This is a genomic window from Paracoccus pantotrophus (assembly GCF_008824185.1).
Classification (GTDB): domain Bacteria; phylum Pseudomonadota; class Alphaproteobacteria; order Rhodobacterales; family Rhodobacteraceae; genus Paracoccus; species Paracoccus pantotrophus.
Window position 1 is genome coordinate 501,167 of sequence record NZ_CP044426.1, and the last position, 22,226, is coordinate 523,392.

Annotated in this window: 21 protein-coding genes; 19 read left to right on the forward strand and 2 right to left on the reverse strand. The window is 67.5% G+C overall.

Translation table 11 applies throughout. The features are described 5' to 3' along the window. Positions 1-2: 2 nt before the first annotated feature. The 14 genes from ESD82_RS12885 to aroA all read left to right on the forward strand — a co-directional run bounded on the left by ESD82_RS12885 (position 3) and on the right by aroA (position 12,994). Complete coding sequence (locus ESD82_RS12885) at positions 3-185, forward strand: hypothetical protein (RefSeq protein WP_024843159.1); 183 nt, start codon at positions 3-5, stop codon at positions 183-185. Next, positions 185-676, forward strand: a complete 492-nt coding sequence (nuoI, locus tag ESD82_RS12890; protein WP_011748524.1) for an NADH-quinone oxidoreductase subunit NuoI — start codon at positions 185-187, stop codon at positions 674-676. The genes ESD82_RS12885 and nuoI overlap by 1 nt, the downstream gene beginning before the upstream one ends. Next, positions 673-1,065: a carboxymuconolactone decarboxylase family protein gene (locus ESD82_RS12895; RefSeq protein ID WP_024843158.1), complete on the forward strand. Its 393-nt coding sequence runs from the start codon at positions 673-675 to the stop codon at positions 1,063-1,065. Before nuoI ends, ESD82_RS12895 begins: the two co-directional genes overlap by 4 nt. After that, entirely contained in the window at positions 1,062-1,466 is a 405-nt protein-coding gene (locus ESD82_RS12900; protein ID WP_011748522.1) for a carboxymuconolactone decarboxylase family protein, read from the forward strand. Before ESD82_RS12895 ends, ESD82_RS12900 begins: the two co-directional genes overlap by 4 nt. After that, a complete protein-coding gene (locus tag ESD82_RS12905; RefSeq protein ID WP_024843157.1) occupies positions 1,463-2,065 on the forward strand; it encodes an NADH-quinone oxidoreductase subunit J in 603 nt (200 codons plus the stop codon). Before ESD82_RS12900 ends, ESD82_RS12905 begins: the two co-directional genes overlap by 4 nt. 99 nt (positions 2,066-2,164) lie before the next feature. Further along, positions 2,165-2,470 carry an NADH-quinone oxidoreductase subunit NuoK gene (gene nuoK, locus ESD82_RS12910; protein ID WP_010392916.1) on the forward strand — a complete coding sequence of 102 codons (306 nt, stop codon included), beginning with the start codon at positions 2,165-2,167 and terminating at the stop codon, positions 2,468-2,470. A 6-nt stretch (positions 2,471-2,476) separates the two neighbouring features. After that, complete coding sequence (gene nuoL / locus ESD82_RS12915; protein ID WP_024843156.1) at positions 2,477-4,582, forward strand: NADH-quinone oxidoreductase subunit L; 2,106 nt, start codon at positions 2,477-2,479, stop codon at positions 4,580-4,582. 1 nt (position 4,583) lies between these two features. Then, entirely contained in the window at positions 4,584-6,125 is a 1,542-nt protein-coding gene (locus ESD82_RS12920) for an NADH-quinone oxidoreductase subunit M (protein ID WP_024843155.1), read from the forward strand. A 9-nt stretch (positions 6,126-6,134) separates the two neighbouring features. Further along, on the forward strand, positions 6,135-7,628 hold the full coding sequence (gene nuoN, locus ESD82_RS12925) for an NADH-quinone oxidoreductase subunit NuoN (protein ID WP_024843154.1): 1,494 nt from the start codon (positions 6,135-6,137) through the stop codon (positions 7,626-7,628). Further along, entirely contained in the window at positions 7,621-8,379 is a 759-nt protein-coding gene (locus tag ESD82_RS12930) for a biotin--[acetyl-CoA-carboxylase] ligase (RefSeq protein ID WP_024843153.1), read from the forward strand. Before nuoN ends, ESD82_RS12930 begins: the two co-directional genes overlap by 8 nt. Positions 8,380-8,384: 5 nt before the next feature. Continuing rightward, entirely contained in the window at positions 8,385-9,164 is a 780-nt protein-coding gene (locus tag ESD82_RS12935) for a type III pantothenate kinase (protein ID WP_024843152.1), read from the forward strand. Continuing rightward, a complete protein-coding gene (locus ESD82_RS12940; protein ID WP_024843151.1) occupies positions 9,157-10,833 on the forward strand; it encodes a ribonuclease J in 1,677 nt (558 codons plus the stop codon). The genes ESD82_RS12935 and ESD82_RS12940 overlap by 8 nt, the downstream gene beginning before the upstream one ends. A 49-nt stretch (positions 10,834-10,882) precedes the next feature. Next, positions 10,883-11,584, forward strand: coding sequence for a tRNA (guanosine(46)-N7)-methyltransferase TrmB (trmB, locus tag ESD82_RS12945; protein ID WP_024843150.1), 702 nt, complete (start codon positions 10,883-10,885; stop codon positions 11,582-11,584). A 78-nt stretch (positions 11,585-11,662) separates the two neighbouring features. Next, a complete protein-coding gene (gene aroA / locus ESD82_RS12950) occupies positions 11,663-12,994 on the forward strand; it encodes a 3-phosphoshikimate 1-carboxyvinyltransferase (protein ID WP_147428177.1) in 1,332 nt (443 codons plus the stop codon). A 185-nt stretch (positions 12,995-13,179) separates the two neighbouring features. On the opposite strand, the gene ESD82_RS12955 is transcribed toward aroA, so the two are convergent. Further along, the gene (locus ESD82_RS12955) at positions 13,180-15,084 is read right to left on the reverse strand and encodes a propionyl-CoA synthetase (RefSeq protein ID WP_147428176.1); all 1,905 of its coding nucleotides are present in this window, start codon (positions 15,082-15,084) and stop codon (positions 13,180-13,182) included. Between the two features lie 241 nt (positions 15,085-15,325). Next, positions 15,326-17,605 (reverse strand): NADP-dependent malic enzyme, encoded by a 2,280-nt coding sequence (locus tag ESD82_RS12960; RefSeq protein WP_024843147.1) that lies wholly within the window; start codon positions 17,603-17,605, stop codon positions 15,326-15,328. 162 nt (positions 17,606-17,767) lie between these two features. On the opposite strand from ESD82_RS12960, the gene ESD82_RS12965 reads away from it, so the two are divergent. The 5 genes from ESD82_RS12965 to upp are packed head-to-tail and all read left to right on the forward strand — an operon-like array spanning position 17,768 to position 22,218. Then, complete coding sequence (locus tag ESD82_RS12965) at positions 17,768-18,163, forward strand: cytidine deaminase (RefSeq protein WP_147428175.1); 396 nt, start codon at positions 17,768-17,770, stop codon at positions 18,161-18,163. Beyond that, complete coding sequence (locus ESD82_RS12970) at positions 18,160-19,440, forward strand: thymidine phosphorylase (RefSeq protein WP_147428174.1); 1,281 nt, start codon at positions 18,160-18,162, stop codon at positions 19,438-19,440. Before ESD82_RS12965 ends, ESD82_RS12970 begins: the two co-directional genes overlap by 4 nt. Beyond that, on the forward strand, positions 19,437-20,621 hold the full coding sequence (locus ESD82_RS12975) for a phosphopentomutase (protein WP_147428173.1): 1,185 nt from the start codon (positions 19,437-19,439) through the stop codon (positions 20,619-20,621). The genes ESD82_RS12970 and ESD82_RS12975 overlap by 4 nt, the downstream gene beginning before the upstream one ends. Next, the gene (locus tag ESD82_RS12980; RefSeq protein ID WP_147428172.1) at positions 20,618-21,586 is read left to right on the forward strand and encodes an adenosine deaminase; all 969 of its coding nucleotides are present in this window, start codon (positions 20,618-20,620) and stop codon (positions 21,584-21,586) included. Before ESD82_RS12975 ends, ESD82_RS12980 begins: the two co-directional genes overlap by 4 nt. Further along, entirely contained in the window at positions 21,583-22,218 is a 636-nt protein-coding gene (gene upp, locus ESD82_RS12985; protein WP_024843143.1) for a uracil phosphoribosyltransferase, read from the forward strand. Before ESD82_RS12980 ends, upp begins: the two co-directional genes overlap by 4 nt. Positions 22,219-22,226 lie beyond the last annotated feature (8 nt).

A 22,226-nucleotide genomic window follows, 5' to 3' on the forward strand; every position in this document is an offset into this window, starting at 1 on the left:
CCATGTATTCCAACAAGCTAGCCGAGGCATTTGCCAAAGCCAGTGAGACCGACAAGGTGGAACTGGCGCATTTCCTCGCCAACAATCTGGACAGTGCGGAGCAGGCGCGGGACAGCGCCCGCATCCGCGACTATGTCGCCGCGTTCGACCGTTTCGCGGCGCCGCGGGAAGGGGAGCGTTTCTGATGGCCTTCGATTTCGCGCGGGCGACCAAGTATTTCTTGATGTGGGACTTCATCAAGGGCTTCGGCCTGGGCATGCGCTATTTCGTCTCGCCCAAACCGACGCTGAACTATCCCCATGAAAAGGGCCCGCTGTCGCCGCGCTTCCGCGGCGAGCATGCGCTGCGCCGCTATCCCAACGGCGAGGAACGCTGCATCGCCTGCAAGCTCTGCGAGGCGGTCTGCCCGGCCCAGGCCATCACCATCGACGCCGAACCGCGCGAGGACGGCTCGCGCCGGACCACGCGCTACGACATCGACATGACCAAGTGCATCTATTGCGGCTTCTGCCAGGAAGCCTGCCCGGTCGATGCCATCGTCGAGGGGCCGAATTTCGAATACGCGACCGAAACCCGCGAGGAGCTGTTCTACGACAAGCAGAAGCTGCTTGCGAACGGCGAACGCTGGGAGGCCGAGATCGCCCGCAACCTGCAACTGGATGCGCCCTACCGATGACCTCCGTCGCCGCATATTCGCGCGGCCGCGCCCTGGCCGAGCATCTCAATCCGGGGATGGAGGCGGCCCTGCGCGACCGCTATGGCCATTGGCTGCCCGATGCGGTGGCCGAAACGGCCGTGGGTCACGGGATGGGCGAGGTCTATGCCCGCGAGGGGCTGGACCTGAAGACCCGTCTGCTGGTCACGGTCGGCGCGTTGGCGGCGATGGGCGGGCAGACCCGGCCGCAGCTCAAGGTGAACGTGGCCTCGGCCCTGCGCGCAGGCGCAAGCGCGCGCGAGATCTGCGAGGCGATCTTCCAGATGCATCTCTATGGCGGGATGCCGGCGGCGATCAACGCGCTGAATGCCGCCATCGAGGTTTTCGAAGCGGAGGGAACAAGTCCATGACCGATGCCTTCCAGAAGCTGTTCCAGCAGATGCTGCAATCCGGTCAGGAGATGGCGCGCGCCTTCAACCCGGCGCTCGAGCATTTCGACATGCGCGCCATGGAAAAGCTGGTGCCGACGATTCCCGCCGACATGCTGGAAATGTGGTTCGGCAAGACCTTCAACCGCGAGGGGCTGGACGCCAAGACGCGTCTGCTTCTCACCATCGGCGCGATCACCGTCCAGGGCGCGCTGGCCGAGCCGCAGCTGCGCATGACCGTGCGTCAGGCGCTGGCGGCCGGCGCCACCAAACGCGAGATCGCCGAGACGATCTTTCAGATGAGCATGTTCGGCGGGCTGCCCGCGATGCAGAAGGCGCTGGAAATCGCCCAGAGCGTCTATGCCGAGGAGGACGAGGAATGATGACCTTCGCTTTCTACCTGTTCGCGATCAGCGCCTGCGTCGCGGGCTTCATGGTCGTGATCGGACGCAACCCGGTGCATTCGGTGCTGTGGCTGATCCTGGCCTTCCTCGCCTCGGCGGGCCTGTTCGTGCTGCAGGGCGCGGAGTTCGTCGCCATGCTGCTGGTCGTGGTCTATGTCGGCGCGGTGGCGGTGCTGTTTTTGTTCGTCGTCATGATGCTGGACGTGGATTTCGCCGAGCTGAAGGGCGAGCTGGCGCGCTACCTGCCGCTGGCGCTGGTGATCGGCGTCGTGCTGCTGGCGCAGCTGGGCATCGCCTTCTCGGGCTGGACGCCCTCGGACCAGGCCGAAGGCCTGCGGGCCGCGCCGGTGGATGCGGCGGTCGAGAACACCTTCGGCCTGGGCATGGTGCTGTATGACCGCTATGTGCTGATGTTCCAGCTGGCCGGGCTGGTGCTGTTGGTGGCGATGATCGGGGCGATCGTGCTGACCATGCGCCACCGCAAGGACGTCAAGCGCCAGAACGTGCTGGAGCAGATGTGGCGCGACCCGGCCAAGACCATGGAGCTGAAGGACGTGAAGCCGGGGCAGGGGCTTTGAACGCGGCAAGCTGGACCGCGACAGCCATCGGGATCGCCACGGCGGTCCCAGTAGCAAACGGATATTTCAACGGGTGAACGACCCGGAGGGACCAGGACGATGATCGGATTGACTCATTATCTTGTTGTGGGGGCGATATTGTTCGTCACCGGCATTTTCGGGATCTTCGTGAACCGAAAGAACGTCATCGTCATCCTGATGTCGATCGAGCTGATGCTCCTGGCGGTGAACATCAACTTCGTCGCCTTCTCGACCCATCTGGGCGATCTGGCCGGGCAGGTCTTCACCATGTTCGTGCTGACCGTCGCCGCCGCCGAGGCCGCCATCGGCCTGGCGATCCTGGTGGTCTTCTTCCGCAACCGCGGCACCATCGCGGTGGAAGACGTCAACGTGATGAAGGGATAAGCGAGCATGGAAAAATTCGTCCTCTTCGCGCCGCTCATCGCGTCGCTGATCGCCGGGCTGGGCTGGCGTGCCATCGGCGAGAAGGCCGCGCAATACCTGACCACGGGCGTGCTGTTCCTCAGCTGCCTGATCAGCTGGTATCTGTTTTTGTCCTTCGACGGCGTGCCGCGGCACATCCCGGTGCTCGACTGGGTCGTGACCGGCGATTTCCATGCCGAATGGGCGATCCGGCTGGACCGGCTGACCGCGATCATGCTGATCGTCGTGACCACCGTCTCGGCGCTCGTGCACATGTATTCGCTGGGCTACATGGCCCATGACGACAACTGGACGCATGACGAGCATTACAAGGCGCGCTTCTTCGCCTATCTCTCGTTCTTCACCTTCGCCATGCTGATGCTGGTGACGGCGGACAACCTGTTGCAGATGTTCTTCGGCTGGGAGGGCGTGGGCGTCGCCTCCTATCTGCTGATCGGCTTCTACTACAAGAAGGCCAGCGCCAATGCCGCGGCGATCAAGGCGTTCATCGTCAACCGCGTCGGCGACTTCGGCTTCCTGCTGGGCATCTTCGGCCTTTACTGGCTGACCGGCTCGGTCCAGTTCGACGAGATCTTCCGCCAGGTGCCCGAGCTTGCGCAGACCGAGATGCATTTCCTGTGGCGCGACTGGAACGCCGCGAACCTGCTGGGCTTCCTGCTTTTCGTCGGCGCCATGGGCAAATCGGCGCAGCTCTTGCTGCACACCTGGCTGCCGGACGCGATGGAAGGCCCGACCCCGGTCTCGGCGCTGATCCACGCCGCGACCATGGTGACCGCGGGCGTGTTCCTGGTCTGCCGCATGTCGCCGCTTTACGAATTCGCGCCGGATGCCAAGACCTTCATCGTCATCATCGGCGCCACCACCGCATTCTTCGCCGCGACCGTCGGTCTGGTGCAGAACGACATCAAGCGCGTCATCGCCTATTCGACCTGTTCGCAGCTGGGCTACATGTTCGTGGCGGCGGGCGTCGGCGTCTATTCGGCGGCCATGTTCCACCTGCTGACCCATGCCTTCTTCAAGGCCATGCTGTTTTTGGGCGCCGGCTCGGTGATCCATGCCATGCACCATGAACAGGACATGCGGAACTATGGCGGGCTGCGCAAGAAGATCCCGCTGACCTTCTGGGCGATGATGATCGGCACCTTCGCCATCACCGGCGTCGGCATCCCGCTGACCCATCTGGGCTTCGCCGGCTTCCTGTCCAAGGACGCGATCATCGAAAGCGCCTATGCGGGCAGCACCTATGCCTTCTGGCTGCTGGTTATCGCTGCCTGCTTCACCAGCTTCTATTCCTGGCGGCTGATCTTCCTGACCTTCTACGGCAAGCCGCGCGGCGACCATCACGCCCATGACCATGCGCATGAAAGCCCGCCGGTGATGACCATCCCGCTGGGCGTGCTGGCCGTGGGCGCGGTCTTTGCCGGCATGGTCTGGTATGGTCCCTTCTTCGGCGACCATCACAAGGTGACGGAATATTTCCACATCGCCGGCGCGCAGCATGAGGCCGCCGAGAGCGAGGAAGCGGAGCACGCGACCGCCGAGGCTGCGGTGGAGCATGTCGCCGCCGATACCGCCGAGGGCGAGCCGACTGACGAGGCCGCCCATGCCGAGGTCGCGGCCCCGGTCGGCGGTGCGATCTACATGCATCCCGACAACCACATCATGGACGAGGCGCATCATGCGCCGGCCTGGGTCAAGGTCTCGCCCTTCATCGCGATGGTGCTGGGGCTGATCACCGCCTTCTTCTTCTACATCGCCGATCCGTCGTTGCCCAAGCGGCTGGCGGCGCAGCAGCCGGCGCTGTATCAGTTCCTGCTCAACAAATGGTATTTCGACGAGATCTACGACTTCATCTTCGTCCGCCCGGCGAAATGGCTTGGCCGCGCGCTGTGGAAGGGCGGGGACGGCGCCGTCATCGACGGCACCATCAACGGGGTGGCCATGGGGTTGATCCCGCGGCTGACCCGCGCAGCGGTCCGGGTGCAATCGGGCTATCTGTTCCACTACGCCTTCGCGATGGTTCTGGGCATCGTGGGCTTGCTGATCTGGGTGATGATGCGGGGCGCGCACTGACATGACGAACCTTCTTTCCATCATCACCTTCCTGCCGATCGTCGCCGCGATCATCATGGCGCTGTTCCTGCGCGGCCAGGACGAGGCCGCGGCGCGTAACGCCAAGTGGCTGGCGCTGCTGACCACCACGGCGACCTTCGTGATCTCGCTTTTCGTGCTGTTCCGCTTCGACCCGGCGAACACGGGCTTCCAGTTCGTCGAGGATCACGCCTGGATCATGGGGCTGCGCTACAAGATGGGCGTGGACGGCATCTCGGTGCTGTTCGTGCTGCTGACCACCTTCATGATGCCGCTGACCATCCTTTCGACCTGGGCGGTCGAGGACAAGGTCAAGGAATACATGATCGCCTTCCTGGTGCTGGAAGGGCTGATGATCGGCGTCTTCACCGCGCTCGACCTGGTGCTGTTCTACCTGTTCTTCGAGGCGGGGCTGATCCCGATGTTCCTGATCATCGGCATCTGGGGCGGCAAGGACCGCATCTATGCGTCCTTCAAGTTCTTCCTCTACACCTTCCTCGGCTCGGTGCTGATGCTGGTGGCGATGATCGCCATGTATCGCATGGCTGGCACCACCGACATCCCGACGCTGCTGACCTTCGACTTCCCGTCGGACAACTTCCGCCTCTTGGGCATGACGGTGGTCGGCGGCATGCAGATGCTGCTGTTCCTGGCCTTCTTCGCCAGCTTCGCCGTGAAGATGCCGATGTGGCCGGTCCATACCTGGCTGCCCGACGCGCACGTCCAGGCGCCCACCGCCGGCTCGGTCCTGCTGGCGGCGGTGCTGCTGAAGATGGGCGGCTACGGCTTCCTGCGCTTCAGCCTGCCGATGTTCCCGGTCGCCAGCGGCGTGGCCCAGCCCTATGTCTTCTGGCTGTCGGCCATCGCCATCGTCTACACCTCGCTGGTGGCGCTGGCGCAGTCGGACATGAAGAAGGTCATCGCCTATTCCTCGGTCGCCCATATGGGCTACGTGACCATGGGCGTCTTTGCCGCGAACCAGATCGGCGTCGACGGCGCCATCTTCCAGATGCTGTCGCACGGCTTCATCTCGGGCGCGCTGTTCCTGTGCGTCGGCGTGATCTACGACCGCATGCACACGCGGGAAATCGACGCCTATGGCGGGCTGGTGAACCGGATGCCGGCCTATGCGGCGGTGTTCATGTTCTTCACCATGGCGAATGTGGGCCTGCCCGGCACCTCGGGCTTCGTGGGCGAGTTCCTGACGCTGATGGGGGTCTTCCGCGTCGATACCTGGGTGGCGCTGGTCGCGACCTCGGGGGTGATCCTGTCGGCGGCCTATGCGCTGTGGCTTTATCGCCGGGTGACGCTGGGCCAGCTGATCAAGGAAAGCCTGAAGTCGATCACCGACATGACCCCGCGCGAGCGCTGGGTATTCGTTCCGCTGATCGCGATGACGCTGATCCTGGGCGTCTATCCGCGGCTCGTCACCGACGTGACCGGCCCGGCGGTCGCAGCACTCGTGCAAGACTACAACCAGAGCCAGCCGGCGGCACCCGTCGCCACGGCCCAAGCCAGCCACTAGGGGACGGATATGACCTCGCTCGATTTCTCGACCATTCTGCCCGAGGTGGTGCTGGCCGGTTACGCCCTTGCCGCCCTGATGGCGGGGGCCTATCTCGGCAAGGACAGGCTGGCCCGGACGCTGCTTTGGGTCACGGTCGCGGCCTTCCTGGTCGTCGCGGCCATGGTGGGCCTGGGCAACCATGCCGACGGCACCGCCTTCCATGGCATGTTCATCGACGACGGCTTCTCGCGCTTTGCCAAGGTGGTGACGCTGGTCGCCGCCGCCGGCGTGCTGGCGATGAGCGCCGATTACATGCAGCGCCGCAACATGCTGCGCTTCGAGTTCCCGATCATCGTGGCGCTGGCGGTGCTGGGCATGATGTTCATGGTCTCGGCCGGCGACCTCTTGACCCTCTATATGGGGCTGGAGCTGCAATCGCTGGCGCTTTACGTCGTCGCCGCCATGCGCCGCGACTCGGTGCGCTCTTCCGAAGCGGGGCTGAAATATTTCGTCCTCGGTTCGCTCAGCTCGGGCCTGCTGCTCTATGGCGCCTCGCTGGTCTACGGCTTTGCCGGCACCACCGGGTTCGAGGGCATCATCTCGACCATCCAGGGCGGCCACCTGTCGCTGGGCGTGCTGTTCGGGCTGGTGTTCATGCTGGTGGGCCTGTCGTTCAAGGTCTCGGCCGTGCCCTTCCACATGTGGACGCCGGACGTCTATGAGGGCTCGCCGACGCCGGTGACCGCCTTCTTCGCCACCGCGCCCAAGGTCGCGGCCATGGCGCTGATCGCGCGGCTGGTCTTCGACGCCTTCGGCCATGTCATCGGCGACTGGAGCCAGATCGTCGCGGCGCTGGCGGTGATGTCGATGTTCCTGGGCTCGATCGCCGGGATCGGCCAGACCAACATCAAGCGGCTGATGGCCTATTCCTCGATCGCGCATATGGGCTTTGCCCTGGTCGGCCTTGCCGCCGGCACCGCCATCGGCGTGCAGAACATGCTGCTTTACATGACCATCTATGCGGTGATGAACATCGGCACCTTCGCCTTCATCCTGTCGATGGAGCGTGACGGCGTGCCGGTCACCGACCTTGCCGCACTGAACCGCTTTGCCTGGACCGATCCGGTCAAGGCGCTGGCCATGCTGGTGCTGATGTTCAGCCTGGCGGGCGTGCCGCCGACCCTGGGCTTCTTTGCCAAGTTCGGCGTGCTGACGGCGGCGGTCGATGCCGGCATGGGCTGGCTGGCGGTTCTGGGCGTCATCGCCTCGGTCATCGGTGCCTTCTATTACCTGCGCATCGTCTATTACATGTATTTCGGCGGCGAATCCGAGGGCATGACCTCGCGCATGGGCGCGGTGCAATACCTGGCGCTGATGCTGCCGGCGCTGGCCATGCTGGTGGGGGCGATCAGCATGTTCGGCGTTGATGCCGCCGCCGGCCGCGCGGCCGAGACCCTGGTCGGTCCGGGCGCCGCTGTCGAGCAGCCCGCCGCGCAAGCCGAGCCCGCGCAAGGTGAGTGACGCCTGGCCCGCGGGCGTGGCCCGGCATGTGCTGGCCCGCACCGACAGCACCAATGCCGAGGCGCTGAAGCTGGCGCCCGGCCTTTCCGCTCCCGCCTGGGTGATGGCCCGCGAGCAATTCGCGGGCCGTGGCCGTCGCGGGCGCGAATGGGTCATGCCGGCTGGAAACTTTGCCGGCACGCTGGTCCTGCGGCCGCAGGGCGGGACGCTGGCGGCGGCGCAGCTGTCCTTCGTCGCGGCGCTGGCGCTTTACGATGCGCTTGGCCTGGCCTGCGGGCCGGCCGCGCGGCTGGCGATCAAATGGCCCAACGACGTGCTGCTGAACGGCGGCAAGGTGGCGGGCATCCTGCTGGAAAGCGCGGGCTCGGGTCCGGGGGTGCAGGCGGTGGCGGTGGGCATCGGCGTGAACCTGGCCGCCGCGCCGGATGCCAGCGTGGTCGAGCCGGGGGCGATCCCGCCGGTTTCCGTGCAAGGCGAGACCGGCCATGCCGTCGATCCCGAGGATTTCCTGGACCTGCTGGCCCCGGCCTTCGCGCGTTGGCAGGCGCAGCTCGACAGCTATGGCTTCGCGCCGATCCGCAACGCCTGGCTGGCCCGCGCCGCACGGCTGGGCGAGCCGATCATTGCCCGCACCGGCGCGACCGAAAACCACGGCATCTTCGAGGGCATCGACGACAGCGGCGCGCTGATCCTGCGCGGCCCGGCCGGGCGGCAGGTCATCCCCGCCGCCGAAGTCTTTTTCGGAGGCTGAGCGCCATGCTGCTTTGCATCGACACCGGCAACACCAACACGGTCTTTTCCGTCTGGGACGGCGAGAAATTCGTCGGCCTCTGGCGCATCTCGACCGACCACCGGCGCACGGCGGACGAATATTTCGTCTGGCTGTCGACGCTGATCTCGCTGCAGAAGCTGGAACTGAACATCGATGCCTGCATCATCAGTTCGACCGCGCCGCGGGTGGTGTTCAACCTGCGCGTGCTCTGCAACCGCTATTTCGACACGCGCCCGCTGGTGGTGGGCAAGCCGGACTGCCTGCTGCCGGTCGCGCCGCGCGTCGATTTCGGCACCGTGGTCGGGCCCGACCGGCTGGTGAACACCTGGGGGGCGTTCCAGCGGCACGGGCCGGACCTGATCGTGGTCGATTTCGGCACCGCGACCACCTTCGACGTGGTAGACACCGACGGCGCCTATGTCGGCGGGGTCATCGCGCCGGGGGTGAACCTGTCGCTGGAGGCGCTGCACATGGGCGCGGCCAGCCTGCCGCATGTCGACGTGACCATGCCGGCCAAGGTGATCGGCACCAATACGGTGGCCTGCATCCAGTCCGGCATCTTCTGGGGCTATATCGGCCTGGTGCAGGGCGTGGTGGACAAGATCCGCGAGGAACGCGGCAGGCCGATGAAGGTTATTGCTACGGGCGGTCTGGCGCCGCTGTTCGACCAGGGATTTGATTTGTTCGACGCGATCGAGGACGATCTGACCATGCACGGCCTGCGCCTGATCCATGATTACAACAAGGAGATGGGCAATGGCTGAGCGCCTGATCTATCTGCCGCTGGGCGGCGCGGGCGAAATCGGCATGAACGCCTATGTCTACGGCTACGGCCAGCCGGGACGCGAGCGGCTGATCGTCGTCGATCTGGGCGTGACCTTCGGCGACATGGATTCTGCGCCGGGTATCGACCTGATCATGGCCGATGTCGCCTGGCTGGAGGCGAACCGTGACCGCATCGACGCCATCTTCATCACCCATGGGCACGAGGATCACGTCGGCGCGCTCGGCCTGCTGTGGCCCAGGCTGCAAAAGCCGGTGCATTGCCGCCGCTTCACCGGCGCGCTGGCGCGGCTGAAGCTGGAAGAAGCCGGCCAGCCGGTCGATCAGCTGCATATCCACGCCCCGCGCCCCGACGTGGTGACGGCCGGCCCGTTCCGGGTGCAATTCGTCCCGGTCAGCCATTCGATCCCGGAAAGCTCGGCGCTGATCATCGACACGCCGGCGGGCCGGATCGTGCATACCGGCGATTTCAAGCTGGACGGTACCCCGGTGGTGGGCGAGGCTTTCGACCCGATCCTGTGGCACGACATCGCGAACGAGGGGCAGGGGATCAAGGTGCTGACCTGCGATTCCACCAATGTCTTCTCGCCCCATCCCGGCCGGTCCGAGGCGGTGCTGGCCACTCCGCTGCTGGATTTCGTCATGGCGCAGCGGCAGATGGTGGTGGCGACCACCTTCGCCAGCAACATCGCCCGGCTCAAGACCCTCGCCGAGGCCGGCATCGCCGCCGGCCGCAAGATCTGCCTTCTGGGCCGGGCCATGCGTCGCATGGTGACCGTCGGCATCGAGACCGGCATCCTGACGAATTTCCCCTCGTTCATCAGCCCCGAGGAGGCTTCCGAACTGCCCCGCGACAAGGTGATGCTGATCGTCACCGGCAGCCAGGGCGAGCGCCGTGCCGCCAGCGCCCAGCTGTCGCGCGGCCGCTACCTGGGCATCGAGCTGAAAGAGGGGGACAGCTTCCTCTTCAGCTCGCGCACCATCCCCGGCAACGAGCGCGGGGTGATCCGCATCATGAACGCGCTCTCGGAAATGGGCGTGGACCTGTATGACGCCGATGACGGGCTCTATCACGTCTCGGGCCATGCCAACCGCCCGGATATCGAGGCGGTGCATGACCTGCTGAAGCCGCAGATCGTCATCCCGATGCATGGCGAGCACATGCATCTGCGCGAACATGCCAAGCTGGCCGAGGCGCGCGGCATTCATTCGGTGGTGGCGACCAACGGCACCATGCTGGACCTGTCGGGCGAGGCGCCGCGGGTGGTGGATCAGATCGACACCGGGCGGATTTATCTCGACGGAACGGTGCTGATCGGCGCCATGGACGGGGTGGTGCGCGACCGCATCCGCATGGCGCTGAACGGCCATGCCATGGTCTCGGTCATCATCGACGAGGACGACACGCCGCTGCCCGATGCCTGGGTGGAACTCTCGGGCCTGCCCGAGAAGGGCCGTGCCGGCGTGCCCCTGGCCCGCAATATCGAGGCCGAGCTGGCCGGGTTCCTGGAACGCGCCGACGACCGCACGGTGATGGACGACGACCGGCTGGAGGAGGCGATCCGCAAGATCACCCGTCAGGTCTCGATGGAGGAGATCGGCAAGAAGCCCGAGGTGACGGTGGTGATCTCGCGCCTCGCCGCGGAATGACTTGACCCTGCCGCATGGGCCGGGCAAAGCCCTCCGCCAAGGAAAGACCATGAGCGAATTCGACCCGAACCCTCCGCGCCGCAATTTCTACGGCCGCCGTCACGGCAAGACCCTGCGCCAGAGCCAGAAGGGCTACCTGTCCGAGGATCTGGGCAGCCTGCGCCCGCGCGGCATTACCTTCGCCGAGAACCCCGAGAGGAAGCCCATCGACCCGGCGGCGATCTTTGGTGACGACCGGCCGGTCTGGCTTGAGGTCGGCTTCGGCGGCGGCGAACACATGGTCCACATGGCGGCGCGCTATCCCGAGATCGGCATCATCGGCTGCGAGCCCTTCATCAACGGCGTCGCCATGCTGCTGGGCAAGATCCGCAATGCCGGCGTGCAGAATGTCAGCGTGCATCCCGGCGATGCGCGCGACCTGATGGACGTGCTGCCGGATGCCTCGATCAGCCGCGCCTTCCTGAACTATCCCGACCCCTGGCCCAAGGCGCGCCATCACCGCCGCCGCTTTGTGACGCCCGAGCATCTGATCCCGCTCGCCCGCGTCATGAAGCCGGGCGCCGAATTCCGCGTCGCCACCGACATCCCCGATTACGTCCGCCAGACGCTGGAGGAGGTGCCGCAGGCCGGGTTCCAGCTGATCGGCGAAGGCCCGGAGCCTTGGCACGACTGGCCCGGCACCCGCTACGAGCAGAAGGCGCTGCGCGAGGGCCGGGCCCCGCATTACGTCACCTTCCGGCGACGATCCTGAAGCGGCGCTGATCGCCACCGATTGCAACCCCCGCCCGTGACCGCTATCACCTTGCGCGACAAGCACGAGGGGGCCTTCATGTCACATTCCGCCGAACCGCTTCCGATGACCGCCCGCCGCTCGGGTCCCCTGTCGGGCGAGGCCAAGGTGCCGGGCGACAAGTCGATCAGCCACCGCGCCCTGATCCTCGGCGCGCTGTCGGTGGGCGAGACGCATATCACCGGTCTGCTGGAGGGCCAGGACGTGCTGGACACGGCATCGGCGATGCAGGCCTTCGGCGCCCAGGTCGAGCGCCTGGGCGAGGGCGAATGGAAGGTCAACGGCGTCGGCGTCGGCGGCTTTGCCGAGCCCGAGGGCGTGATCGACTGCGGCAATTCCGGCACCGGCGTGCGGCTGATCATGGGCGCCATGGCCACGACGCCGATCACTGCCACCTTCACCGGCGATGCCAGCCTGTCGCGCCGGCCGATGGGCCGCGTTACCGACCCGCTGGAACTGTTCGGCTGCGAGGTCACGGCGCGCGAGGGCAAGCGGCTGCCCGTGACGATCAAGGGCGCGGCCGATCCGGTGCCGGTGCGCTACAAGACCCCGGTCGCCAGCGCCCAGATCAAGTCGGCGGTGCTGCTCGCGGGCCTGAACGCGCCGGGCGAGACGGTGGTGATCGAATCCGAGCCGACCCGCGACCATACCGAGCGCATGCTCGCCGGCTTCGGCGCCAGCATCCGCACCGAGACGACCGACGAGGGCCATGTCATCACCCTGCAGGGCCGGCCGGAACTGAGGCCGCAGCCGGTGGCGGTGCCGCGCGATCCCTCCAGTGCCGCCTTCCCGGTGGCGGCGGCGCTGATCGTGCCGGGATCCGAGATCCGCGTGCCGGGCGTCAGCCGCAACCCGACCCGCGACGGGCTTTATGTCACGCTGCTGGAAATGGGCGCCGACATCCGCTTCGAGAACCCGCGCGAAGAGGGCGGCGAGCCAGTCGCTGACCTGGTGGTCCGCCACGGCCCGCTGAAGGGCGTGACCGTGCCGGCCGAGCGTGCCGCCAGCATGATCGACGAATTCCCGATCCTCTCGGTCATTGCCTGCTTTGCCGAGGGCAAGACCGTGATGCAGGGCGTCCACGAGCTTCGCGTCAAGGAAAGCGACCGCATCGACGCCATGGCGGTCGGCCTGCGCGCCAATGGCGCCGAGGTCGAGGATACGCCCGACACCATGACCGTCCACGGCAAGGGCGGGCTGAAAGGCGGCGCCCGTTGCGCCACGCATCTCGACCACCGCATCGCCATGTCCTTCCTGGTCGCGGGGCTCGCCTCCGAGCAGCCGATCAGCGTGGATGACGGCGGCCCCATCGCCACCTCCTTCCCGGATTTCCTGCCGCTGATGCAAAGGCTCGGCGCCCGGATCGACTGATCCGTCGCGGCCGGGGGCTGTCTGCCCCATTGTCCATTGGTCCTCGGACCGATGGCGGACCAATGGCCAACCCCCGGGGATATTTCGACAAGAAAGAAAAAAGGAGAGCGGCGCCGGACGGGCGCCGCCTGTGGTCTTTCTCTGTTGCTCAAATACCCATTGCGGCCGTGGCCGCCGGGAGCGGCCTAGCCCGCCTTGGCAGCCTCGGGATAGCCGAGCCCGGCCAGCGCCTCGCGGATCTCGTCCAGGATCGCCGGGTCGTCGATGGTGGCGGGGGTCTTGAACGGTTCGCCGTCGGCGATCTTGGCCATGGTGGCGCGCAGGATCTTGCCCGAGCGGGTCTTGGGCAGGCGGTCCACCACGCAGGCCGACTTGAAGGCCGCGACCGGGCCGATCTTGTCGCGCACCAGCTTGACCACCTCGCGCGCCACCTGCTCATGCGGCGTCGCGACCCCGGCCTTCAGGCACAGGAATCCGACCGGCGACTGGCCCTTGAGGCTGTCCGCCACGCCGATCACCGCGCATTCCGCCACGGCGGGATGCGAGGCCAGCACCTCTTCCATGGCTCCGGTCGACAGCCGGTGGCCGGCAACGTTGATCACGTCGTCGGTGCGGGCCATGATGTAGAGATAGCCGTCCTCGTCGATATAGCCCGCGTCGCCGGTTTCGTAATAGCCGGGGAAATGCTCGAGATAGGACTTGCGGAAGCGGGTTTCGGCATTCCACAGCCCAGGCAGCGTGCCGGGCGGCAGCGGCAGCTTGACCGCGATGGCGCCCAGCGTGCCCGCCGGCACCGGGTGGCCGGCCTCGTCCAGCACCTGCACGTCATAGCCGGGCATCGGCACCGAGGGGCTGCCGAGCTTGGTCGGCAAGGTTTCGATGCCGATGGGATTGGCGGCGATGGCCCAGCCGGTCTCGGTCTGCCACCAGTGATCGACCACCGGCACGCCCAGATGTTCCTGCGCCCATTTCACCGTGTCGGGGTCGGCGCGCTCGCCGGCCAGGAACAGGGCTTGCAGGTCGTGCAGCTTGTAGCGCCGGATCCATTCGCCCTCGGGATCCTCGCGGCGGATGGCGCGCAGGGCGGTGGGCGCGGTGAAGAAGCTCTTGATGCGGTGGTTCTGGATGATGCGCCAGAAGACGCCCGGATGCGGGGTGCCCACGGGCTTGCCCTCGAAGACCACGGTGGTCGCGCCGGCGACCAGCGGCCCGTAGCAGATATAGCTGTGCCCGACGACCCAGCCCACGTCCGAGGCGGCCCAGAAGCGGTCGCCGGCGGCGATGTTGTAGATGTTGGTCATCGACCATTGCAGCGCCACCAGATGGCCGGCGGTATGGCGCACCACGCCCTTGGGCTGGCCGGTGGTGCCCGAGGTATAGAGGATATAAGCCGGGTGGTTGCCCTCGACCGGCACGCATTCGGCGGGCTTCACGCCGTATTGGAAGCCGTGCCAGTTGAAGTCGCGGCCCTCGACCAGCTTGGCCACCTCCTGCTCGCGCTGGAAGATGACGCAGAATTCCGGCTTGTGCTGGGCCATGTCGATGGCGGCGTCCAAGAGCGGCTTGTAATGCACCACCCGGTTCGGCTCGAGCCCGCAGGAGGCGGCGATGATCGCCTTGGGCTGGCAATCGTCGATGCGCACGGCGAGTTCGTTTGCCGCGAAGCCGCCGAAGACGACCGAATGGATGGCGCCAAGGCGGGCGCAGGCCAGCATCGCCTCCAGCGCCTCGGGGATCATCGGCATGTAGATGATGACCCGGTCGCCCTTTTCGACGCCGCGCATCCGCAGCGCCCCGGCCAGCGAGGCGACGCGCTCCTGCAACTGCCTGTAGGTGATGCCCTTGGTCGAAAGCGTGATCGGGCTTTCATGCTGGATGGCGATCTGGTCGCCGCGCCCGGCCAGCACATGGCGGTCGACCGCGTTCCAGCAGGTGTTCACCATCCCGTCCGAGAACCATTCGTAGATCGGGGCCTTGTCGTCGAACAGCGCCTTCGAGGGCTTGCGCTCCCAGTCGATCGCCCCGGCGGCCTGCATCCAGAAACCCTCGGGATCCGCCTGCCACGCGGAATAGACCTCACGATATCCCATGAAACAACTCCTCCCCGGATGAATGGGGCGGAGTTATGCGCGCCGGACGGCGAGGTGCAAGGATGTTATCGCCCACAGCCGGGGGGTGCGACAGAAAGTTTTGCAGAATGGCGCCGCGCGGCGCGGATTAATTTGCAAACGGCGCGGGACTTTGCTGCGGGCTGAAAAAACCGCGCGGTTTTGCAAAGCTGCGCGGACAGGCCGGGCCGCGGCAGAATCACCGCGGCCCCGCTGCTTGCGCCTAGCGATAGTGATCGACCGGGGTGCCGGCGATCGCGCTCATGTTCAGCAGCCCGCGGGTGGTGATCGAAGGGGTGACGATATGGGCGCGGTTGCCCATGCCCATCAGGATCGGCCCGACCTCGAGCCCGTTGGCCTTGAGCTTGAGCGCGTTGCGCACCCCCGAAGCCGAATCGGTGCCCGAGAACACCAGCGTATTCGCCGCGCCCTCGATGCGCGAGCGCGGCAGCAGGCGTTCGCGGATCGCGGGGTCGAGCGCGGAATCGACATGCATCTCGCCGTCGAAGATGAAATCGACGCCGCGCGCCTCGAGGATCGCCATCGCCGCGCGCATCTTGCGCCCCGACTCGGTGTCGAGGTTGCCGAACTGCGAATGGCTGCACAGCGCCACCTTGGGCGTCACGCCGAAGCGGCGCACATGGCGGGCGGCGCCGATGGCGGCCTCGGCGACCTGTTCGGGGGTGGGGGCGTGGTTGACCTGGGTGTCGGCGATGAACAGCGGCCCGTCCTCCAGGATCATCAGCGACAGCGCGCCATGCGGGCGCAGCCCGTCGCGGGCCAGGATCTGGGTGATATAGTTCAGGTGCCAGCTGTATTGGCCGAAAGTGCCGCAGATCAGGCTGTCGGCCTCGCCGCGATGCACCATGACCGCGCCGATGGCGGTGGTGTTGGTGCGCATGATGGCGCGGGCGATGTCCGGCGTCACGCCGCGCCGCGCCATCAGTTCGTGATAGGTGCCCCAGTAGTCGCGATAGCGCGGGTCGTTTTCCGGGTTCACGATCTCGAAATCGCGGCCGGGGCGGATCGGCAGGCCGGCGCGCTCGGCGCGCATCTCGATCACCTCGGGCCGGCCGATCAGGATCGGCGCGTCGGTGGTTTCCTCGAGCATGGCATTGGCTGCGCGCAGCACCCGCTCGTCCTCGCCCTCGGCAAAGACGATGCGGCGATTGGCGGTCGCCGCCGCCTCGAAGACCGGCCGCATGATCAGGGCCGAGCGGAAGACCGAACCGTCCAGCTTGCGCTTGTAGGCGGCGACGTCCTCCAGCGGCCGGGTGGCGACGCCGGTTTCCATCGCGGCCTTGGCCACGGCGGTCGAGACCACGCCGATCAGCCGTGGATCGAAGGGCTTGGGGATCAGGTAGTCGGCGCCGAAGCTCAGCTTTTCGCCGCGATAGGCCATCGCCGCCTCGGCGCTGGTGGTGGCGCGGGCCAGCGCGGCGATGCCCTCGATGCAGGCCAGCTGCATCTCGTCGTTGATCGTGGTCGCCCCCACGTCCAGCGCGCCGCGGAAGATGAAGGGGAAGCACAGGACGTTGTTGACCTGGTTCGGATAGTCGCTGCGCCCGGTGGCGATGATCGCGTCGGGGGCGACGGCGCGGGCATCCTCGGGCAGGATCTCGGGCGTGGGGTTGGCCAGCGCGAAGATGATCGGCCGCTTGGCCATCCGGGCCACCATCTCGGGCTTCAGCACGCCGGGTCCGGACAGGCCCAGGAACAGGTCCGCGCCCTCGATCACCTGATCCAGCGTGCGCAGGTCGGTCTTTTGCGCATATTCCGCCTTTTGCGGCGTCATCTCCTCGGTCCGGCCTTCATGGACCAGGCCGGCGATGTCGCAAAGCCAGACGTTCTCGCGCTTCACGCCCAGCTTCAGCAGCATGTTGAGGCAGGCGATGCCGGCCGCGCCGCCGCCGGTCGATACCACCTTGATGTCCTCGAAACGCTTGTGGGCGATGTGCAGGGCGTTGGTCGCGGCGGCGCCGACGACGATGGCGGTGCCGTGCTGGTCGTCATGGAAGACCGGGATGTTCATGCGCTCGCGGCACAGCTTCTCGACGATGAAGCAGTCGGGGGCCTTGATGTCTTCCAGGTTGATGGCGCCGAAGGTCGGCTCCAGCGCGCAGACGATCTCGGCCAGCTTCTCGGGGTCGGGCTCGTTCAGCTCCAGGTCGAAGCAGTCGATATTGGCGAATTTCTTGAACAGGACGGCCTTGCCCTCCATCACCGGCTTCGAGGCCAGCGCGCCGATATTGCCCAGCCCCAGCACGGCGGTGCCGTTCGAGACCACGGCGACAAGGTTGCCGCGCGCGGTATAGCGGGCGGCGGTGGCGGGGTCGGCCTTGATCTCCAGGCAGGCTTCTGCCACGCCGGGCGAATAGGCGCGGCTCAGGTCGCGGCCATTGGCAAGGGGCTTGGTCGCGCGCACCTCGAGCTTACCGGGGCGCGGGAATTCGTGATAATCCAGTGCTGCCTGCCGGGCGTTGTCCTGCCTGCGTTCTTCCATCGCCAGACCCTCTCCTCTCAAGATGGTTCAGCGTTAAACTATTTTTTCGGCGGGGAACAGGGGGCAATGCGGAGGCGGGCGGGGATGCGCCGGACTTGCATCGTGCGGGGCGCGGGCGCAAACTCCTGATCCGGTCGGACGGGCAGGCGAAAGGTGGGGTCTATGGCGCTTCTGGATGCGGCGCGCGAGGTGCGCGAAAGGGCCTATGCGCCCTATTCCAACTTCAAGGTCGGCGCGGCGGTGCGCGGCGTCTCGGGGCGGATCTATGCCGGCTGCAATGTCGAGAACGTGGCCTATCCCGAGGGCACCTGCGCCGAGGCCGGCGCCATCGCCGCCATGGTGGCGGCGGGCGAGACCGAGATCGTCGAGGTCGCCGTCATCGCCGACTCGCAGGGTCCGGTGCCGCCCTGCGGCGGCTGCCGGCAGAAGCTGGCCGAGTTCGGCCGACCCGAGACCCCGGTGCTGCTGGCCACCACCCGCGGCCACGAGCTGGCCACCACCATCGGCGAGCTGCTGCCCGGACGTTTCGGCATCAGCCACATGTCGGGCACCGAATGAGCCCTGCCGATCCGCGTCCGGTGATCGCCGCGGTCCGCGACGGGCGCGGGCTGGACGCGGCCGGCGCGGCGCTGGTCGCGCGCGGCCTGGCCGATGGTTCGGTCAGCGATGCGCAGGCCGCGGCCTTCGCCATGGCGGTGCTATTGCGCGGGCTGGACGAGGTCGGCCGGGTGGCGCTGACCCGCGCCATGCGCGATTCCGGCCATGTCCTGGCCTGGGATCTGCCGGGGCCGGTGGTGGACAAGCATTCGACCGGCGGCATCGGCGATACGGTCAGCCTGATCCTGGCCCCGCTGGTGGCCAGCTGCGGTGCCTATGTGCCGATGATCTCGGGGCGCGGGCTGGGCCATACCGGCGGCACGCTGGACAAGCTGGAGGCCATTCCCGGTTTCCGCACTGCGCTGCCCGAGGCCGAGTTCCGCCGCGTGGTGGCCGGGGTCGGCTGCGCCATCGTCGCGGCCGGGCCCGACCTTGCGCCGGCCGATGCGCGGCTTTACGCGATCCGCGACGAAAGCGCGACGGTGGGTTCGATCGACCTCATCACCGCCTCGATCCTGTCGAAGAAGCTGGCGGCGGGGCTCGATGCGCTGGTGCTGGACGTCAAGCAGGGCAGCGGCGCCTTTCTGCGCGGCCCGGATGCGGCGCTGGGGCTGGCCCGCGCGCTGGTCGATGCCGCGAAGGGTGCCGGCTGCCGCACCCGCGCCTATGTCACCGACATGGACCAGCCGCTGGCCCGCGCCGCCGGCAATGCGCTGGAACTGCGCGAGGCCATCGCCGTGCTGACGGGCGGGCAGGGGGCGCTGCGCGACCTGTCGCTGGCGCTGTCCTCGGCCTGCCTCGACCTTGGGGGCCTGTCCGATGGCGCCTTGCAGGCGCTGGACAGCGGCGCCGCGGCCGAACGTTTCGCCCGCATGGTCGCGGCGCAGGGAGGGCCCGCCGACCTGCTGGAGCATCCCGACCGCCACCTGCCCGCCGCGCCGGTGGTGCGCGCCGTGCCCGGCCATGGCCGCGTCGCCGCCATCGACACCGAGGCGCTGGGTCATGCCGTGGTGGCGCTGGGCGGCGGGCGGCTGCATGCCGGCGACCGGATCGACCCGCGGGTGGGGCTTGCGCAGATGCTTCGCATCGGCGAGGAGGCGGGCGAAGGGCGCCCGCTGGCGCTGGTCCATGCCGCCTCCGAGGCGGCGGCCGAGGCGGCGGTCGCCACCGTCGCGGCCGCCTATCTCATGGGTGATGGCCCCGAGCCCGGCCCGGTGATCCGCAGCGAGGTAACATGACCGACAGACGCGCCTTCCTGATCGTGATGGATTCGGTGGGCATCGGCGGGGCGCCCGATGCGGGCGCCTATTTCAACGACGGCCGGCCCGATACCGGCGCCAATACCGTCGCCCATATCGCCCGGGCGCACCCGCTGCACATGCCGCATCTGGACGCGCTGGGCCTGGGTGCCGCGATCCGGCTGGCCAGCGGCGAGGCGGCCCCGGGCCTGGGTGCCCGGCCGCTGGGGCTCTGGGGCGCCGCGACCGAGATCTCGCGCGGCAAGGACACCCCGTCCGGCCATTGGGAGATCGCGGGCGTTCCCGTGCCCTGGGACTGGCATTATTTCCCCAACATCCGCCCGGCCTTTCCGGCCGATCTGACCCGGCGCATTGCGCAGGCGGCGGGGACCGAGGGCATCCTTGGCAACGAACATGCCTCGGGGACCGAGATCATTGCCCGGCTGGGGGCCGAACATCTGCGCAGCGGCTGGCCGATCTGCTATACCTCGGCCGACAGCGTGCTGCAGATCGCCGCGCATGAGGAAGGCTTCGGCCTCGACCGGCTTTTCCGGCTCTGCGAGCAGGTGGCCGCCCTGGTCCACCCGATGCGCGTGGGCCGCGTCATCGCCCGGCCCTTCCTGGGCACCGAGGGCAGTTTCGTCCGCACCCCGAACCGCCGCGACTATGCCATCGCCCCGCCGGCGCCGACGCTTCTGGACGTGGCGCAAGAGGCAGGGCGGGCGACCCATGCGGTCGGCAAGATCGGCGACATCTTCTCGCATCGCGGCATCGACCGACTGTACAAGGGCCGCTCCGATGCCGAACTGGCCGATCATCTGCTGGCGCTGGCCGATCAGGCCGAAGCGGGCAGCCTGACCTTTGCCAATTTCGTCGAGTTCGACAGCCTTTACGGCCATCGCCGCGACGTGGCGGGCTATGCGGCGGCGCTGGAATGGTTCGACGGGGTGGCCGGCGCGCTGATGGCGCGGCTGCGGCCGGGGGATCTGGCGATCTTCACCGCCGACCATGGCAACGACCCGACCTGGCACGGCACCGACCACACGCGCGAGCGCGTGCCGGTGCTGGGCTGGGGCCATGGCGCGCGGGGCATCGGCCAGGTCGGTTTCGCCGATATCGCCGCCTCGGTCGCCACGCATCTCGGTCTGCCACCGGTCGGGCCGGGGAGGTCGTTCCTGTGAAATCGCTGAAGAAGATCGAACTGCACCTGCATCTGGAGGGCGCGGCGCCGCCCGGTTTCATCCGGGCGCTCGCGGCCGAGAAACATCGCGACATCGGCGGCATCTTCGACGGGAAGGGCGCCTATGCCTATCGCGATTTCAAGGACTTCCTGCGCGTCTATGAGGCAGCGACCTCGGTTCTGACCACGCCGCGCGACTATGCCCGGCTGCTGTCCGAGGTGCTGGCGGAATGCGCCGAGCAGGGCGCGATCTATGCCGAGCTTTTCGTTTCGCCCGAGTTCTGCGGCGGCGCGGACCTGCCGGCCTGGCGCGACTATCTTGCCGCCATGGAGGAGGCCGCGGCCGAGGCCGAGCGCGGCGGCATCGCCAGCCGCGCCGTGCTGACCTGCATCCGCCATTTCGGCCCGGACCGCGCCAAGCGCACCGCGATCTGTGCCGCCGAGACCTCGGGCGGCTGGGTCGCGGGCCTTGGCATCGGCGGCGCCGAGGATGCGGGCGAGCTTGGCGATTTCGCCTGGGCCTTCGACTGCGCGCGCGAGGCCGGGCTGGGCCTGACCGCCCATGCTGGCGAGTGGCGTGGGCCGCAGTCGATCCGCGACGCGCTGGCGCTTGGCGCGACCCGCGTCGGCCATGGCATCCGCGCCGTCGAGGACGCGGCGCTGCTGCGCGACCTGGCCGAGCGCGGGATCACGCTGGAGGTCTGCCCCGGCTCGAACGTCGCGCTGGGGCTGGTGCGGGACTGGGCCGCCCATCCCATTGCCCGGCTGGCCGATGCCGGGGTGCGCGTCACCGTCTCGACCGACGATCCGCCCTTCTTTCACACCACGCTGTCGCAGGAATATCAGCGGCTTGCCGATGCTTTCGGCTGGGCCGAGGCCGAGTTTCGGCAGATGAACCTCTGGGCCGTCGACGCGGCCTTTTGCGACCAGACCACCCGAACCCGCCTGCGAAAGGAACTGACATGACCCAAGCGCATCTGACCGTCGTCGATCACCCGCTGGTGCAGCACAAGCTGACGCTCATGCGCGACAAGACCACCTCGACCGCCGGCTTCCGCCGGCTCCTGCGCGAGATCAGCCTGCTTTTGGCCTATGAGGTCACGCGCGAGCTGGAGATGACCACCATCCGCATCGAGACCCCGCTTTGCGAGATGGAGGCGCCGACGCTGGAAGGCAAGAAGCTGGCGCTGATCTCGATCCTGCGGGCCGGCAACGGGCTGATGGACGGCATCCTGGAGCTGATCCCGGCCGCGCGCGTGGGCTTCATCGGGCTTTACCGCGACCCCGAGACGCTGCAGCCGGTGCAGTATTACTCCAAGGTTCCCAAGGAGTTGGACGCGCGGATGACCATCGTCGTCGATCCGATGCTGGCCACTGGCAATTCCTCGGTCGCGGCCATCGACCTGCTCAAGGCGGCGGGGGCGCGCAACCTGCGCTTCTTGTGCCTGCTCGCCTCGCCCGAGGGGGTGGCGCGGATGCGCGAGGCCCATCCCGACGTGCCGATCGTGACCGCCGCGCTGGACGAGCGGCTGGACGAGCACGGCTATATCGTGCCGGGCCTGGGCGATGCCGGCGACCGCATGTTCGGCACGAAATGAGCCGGCGT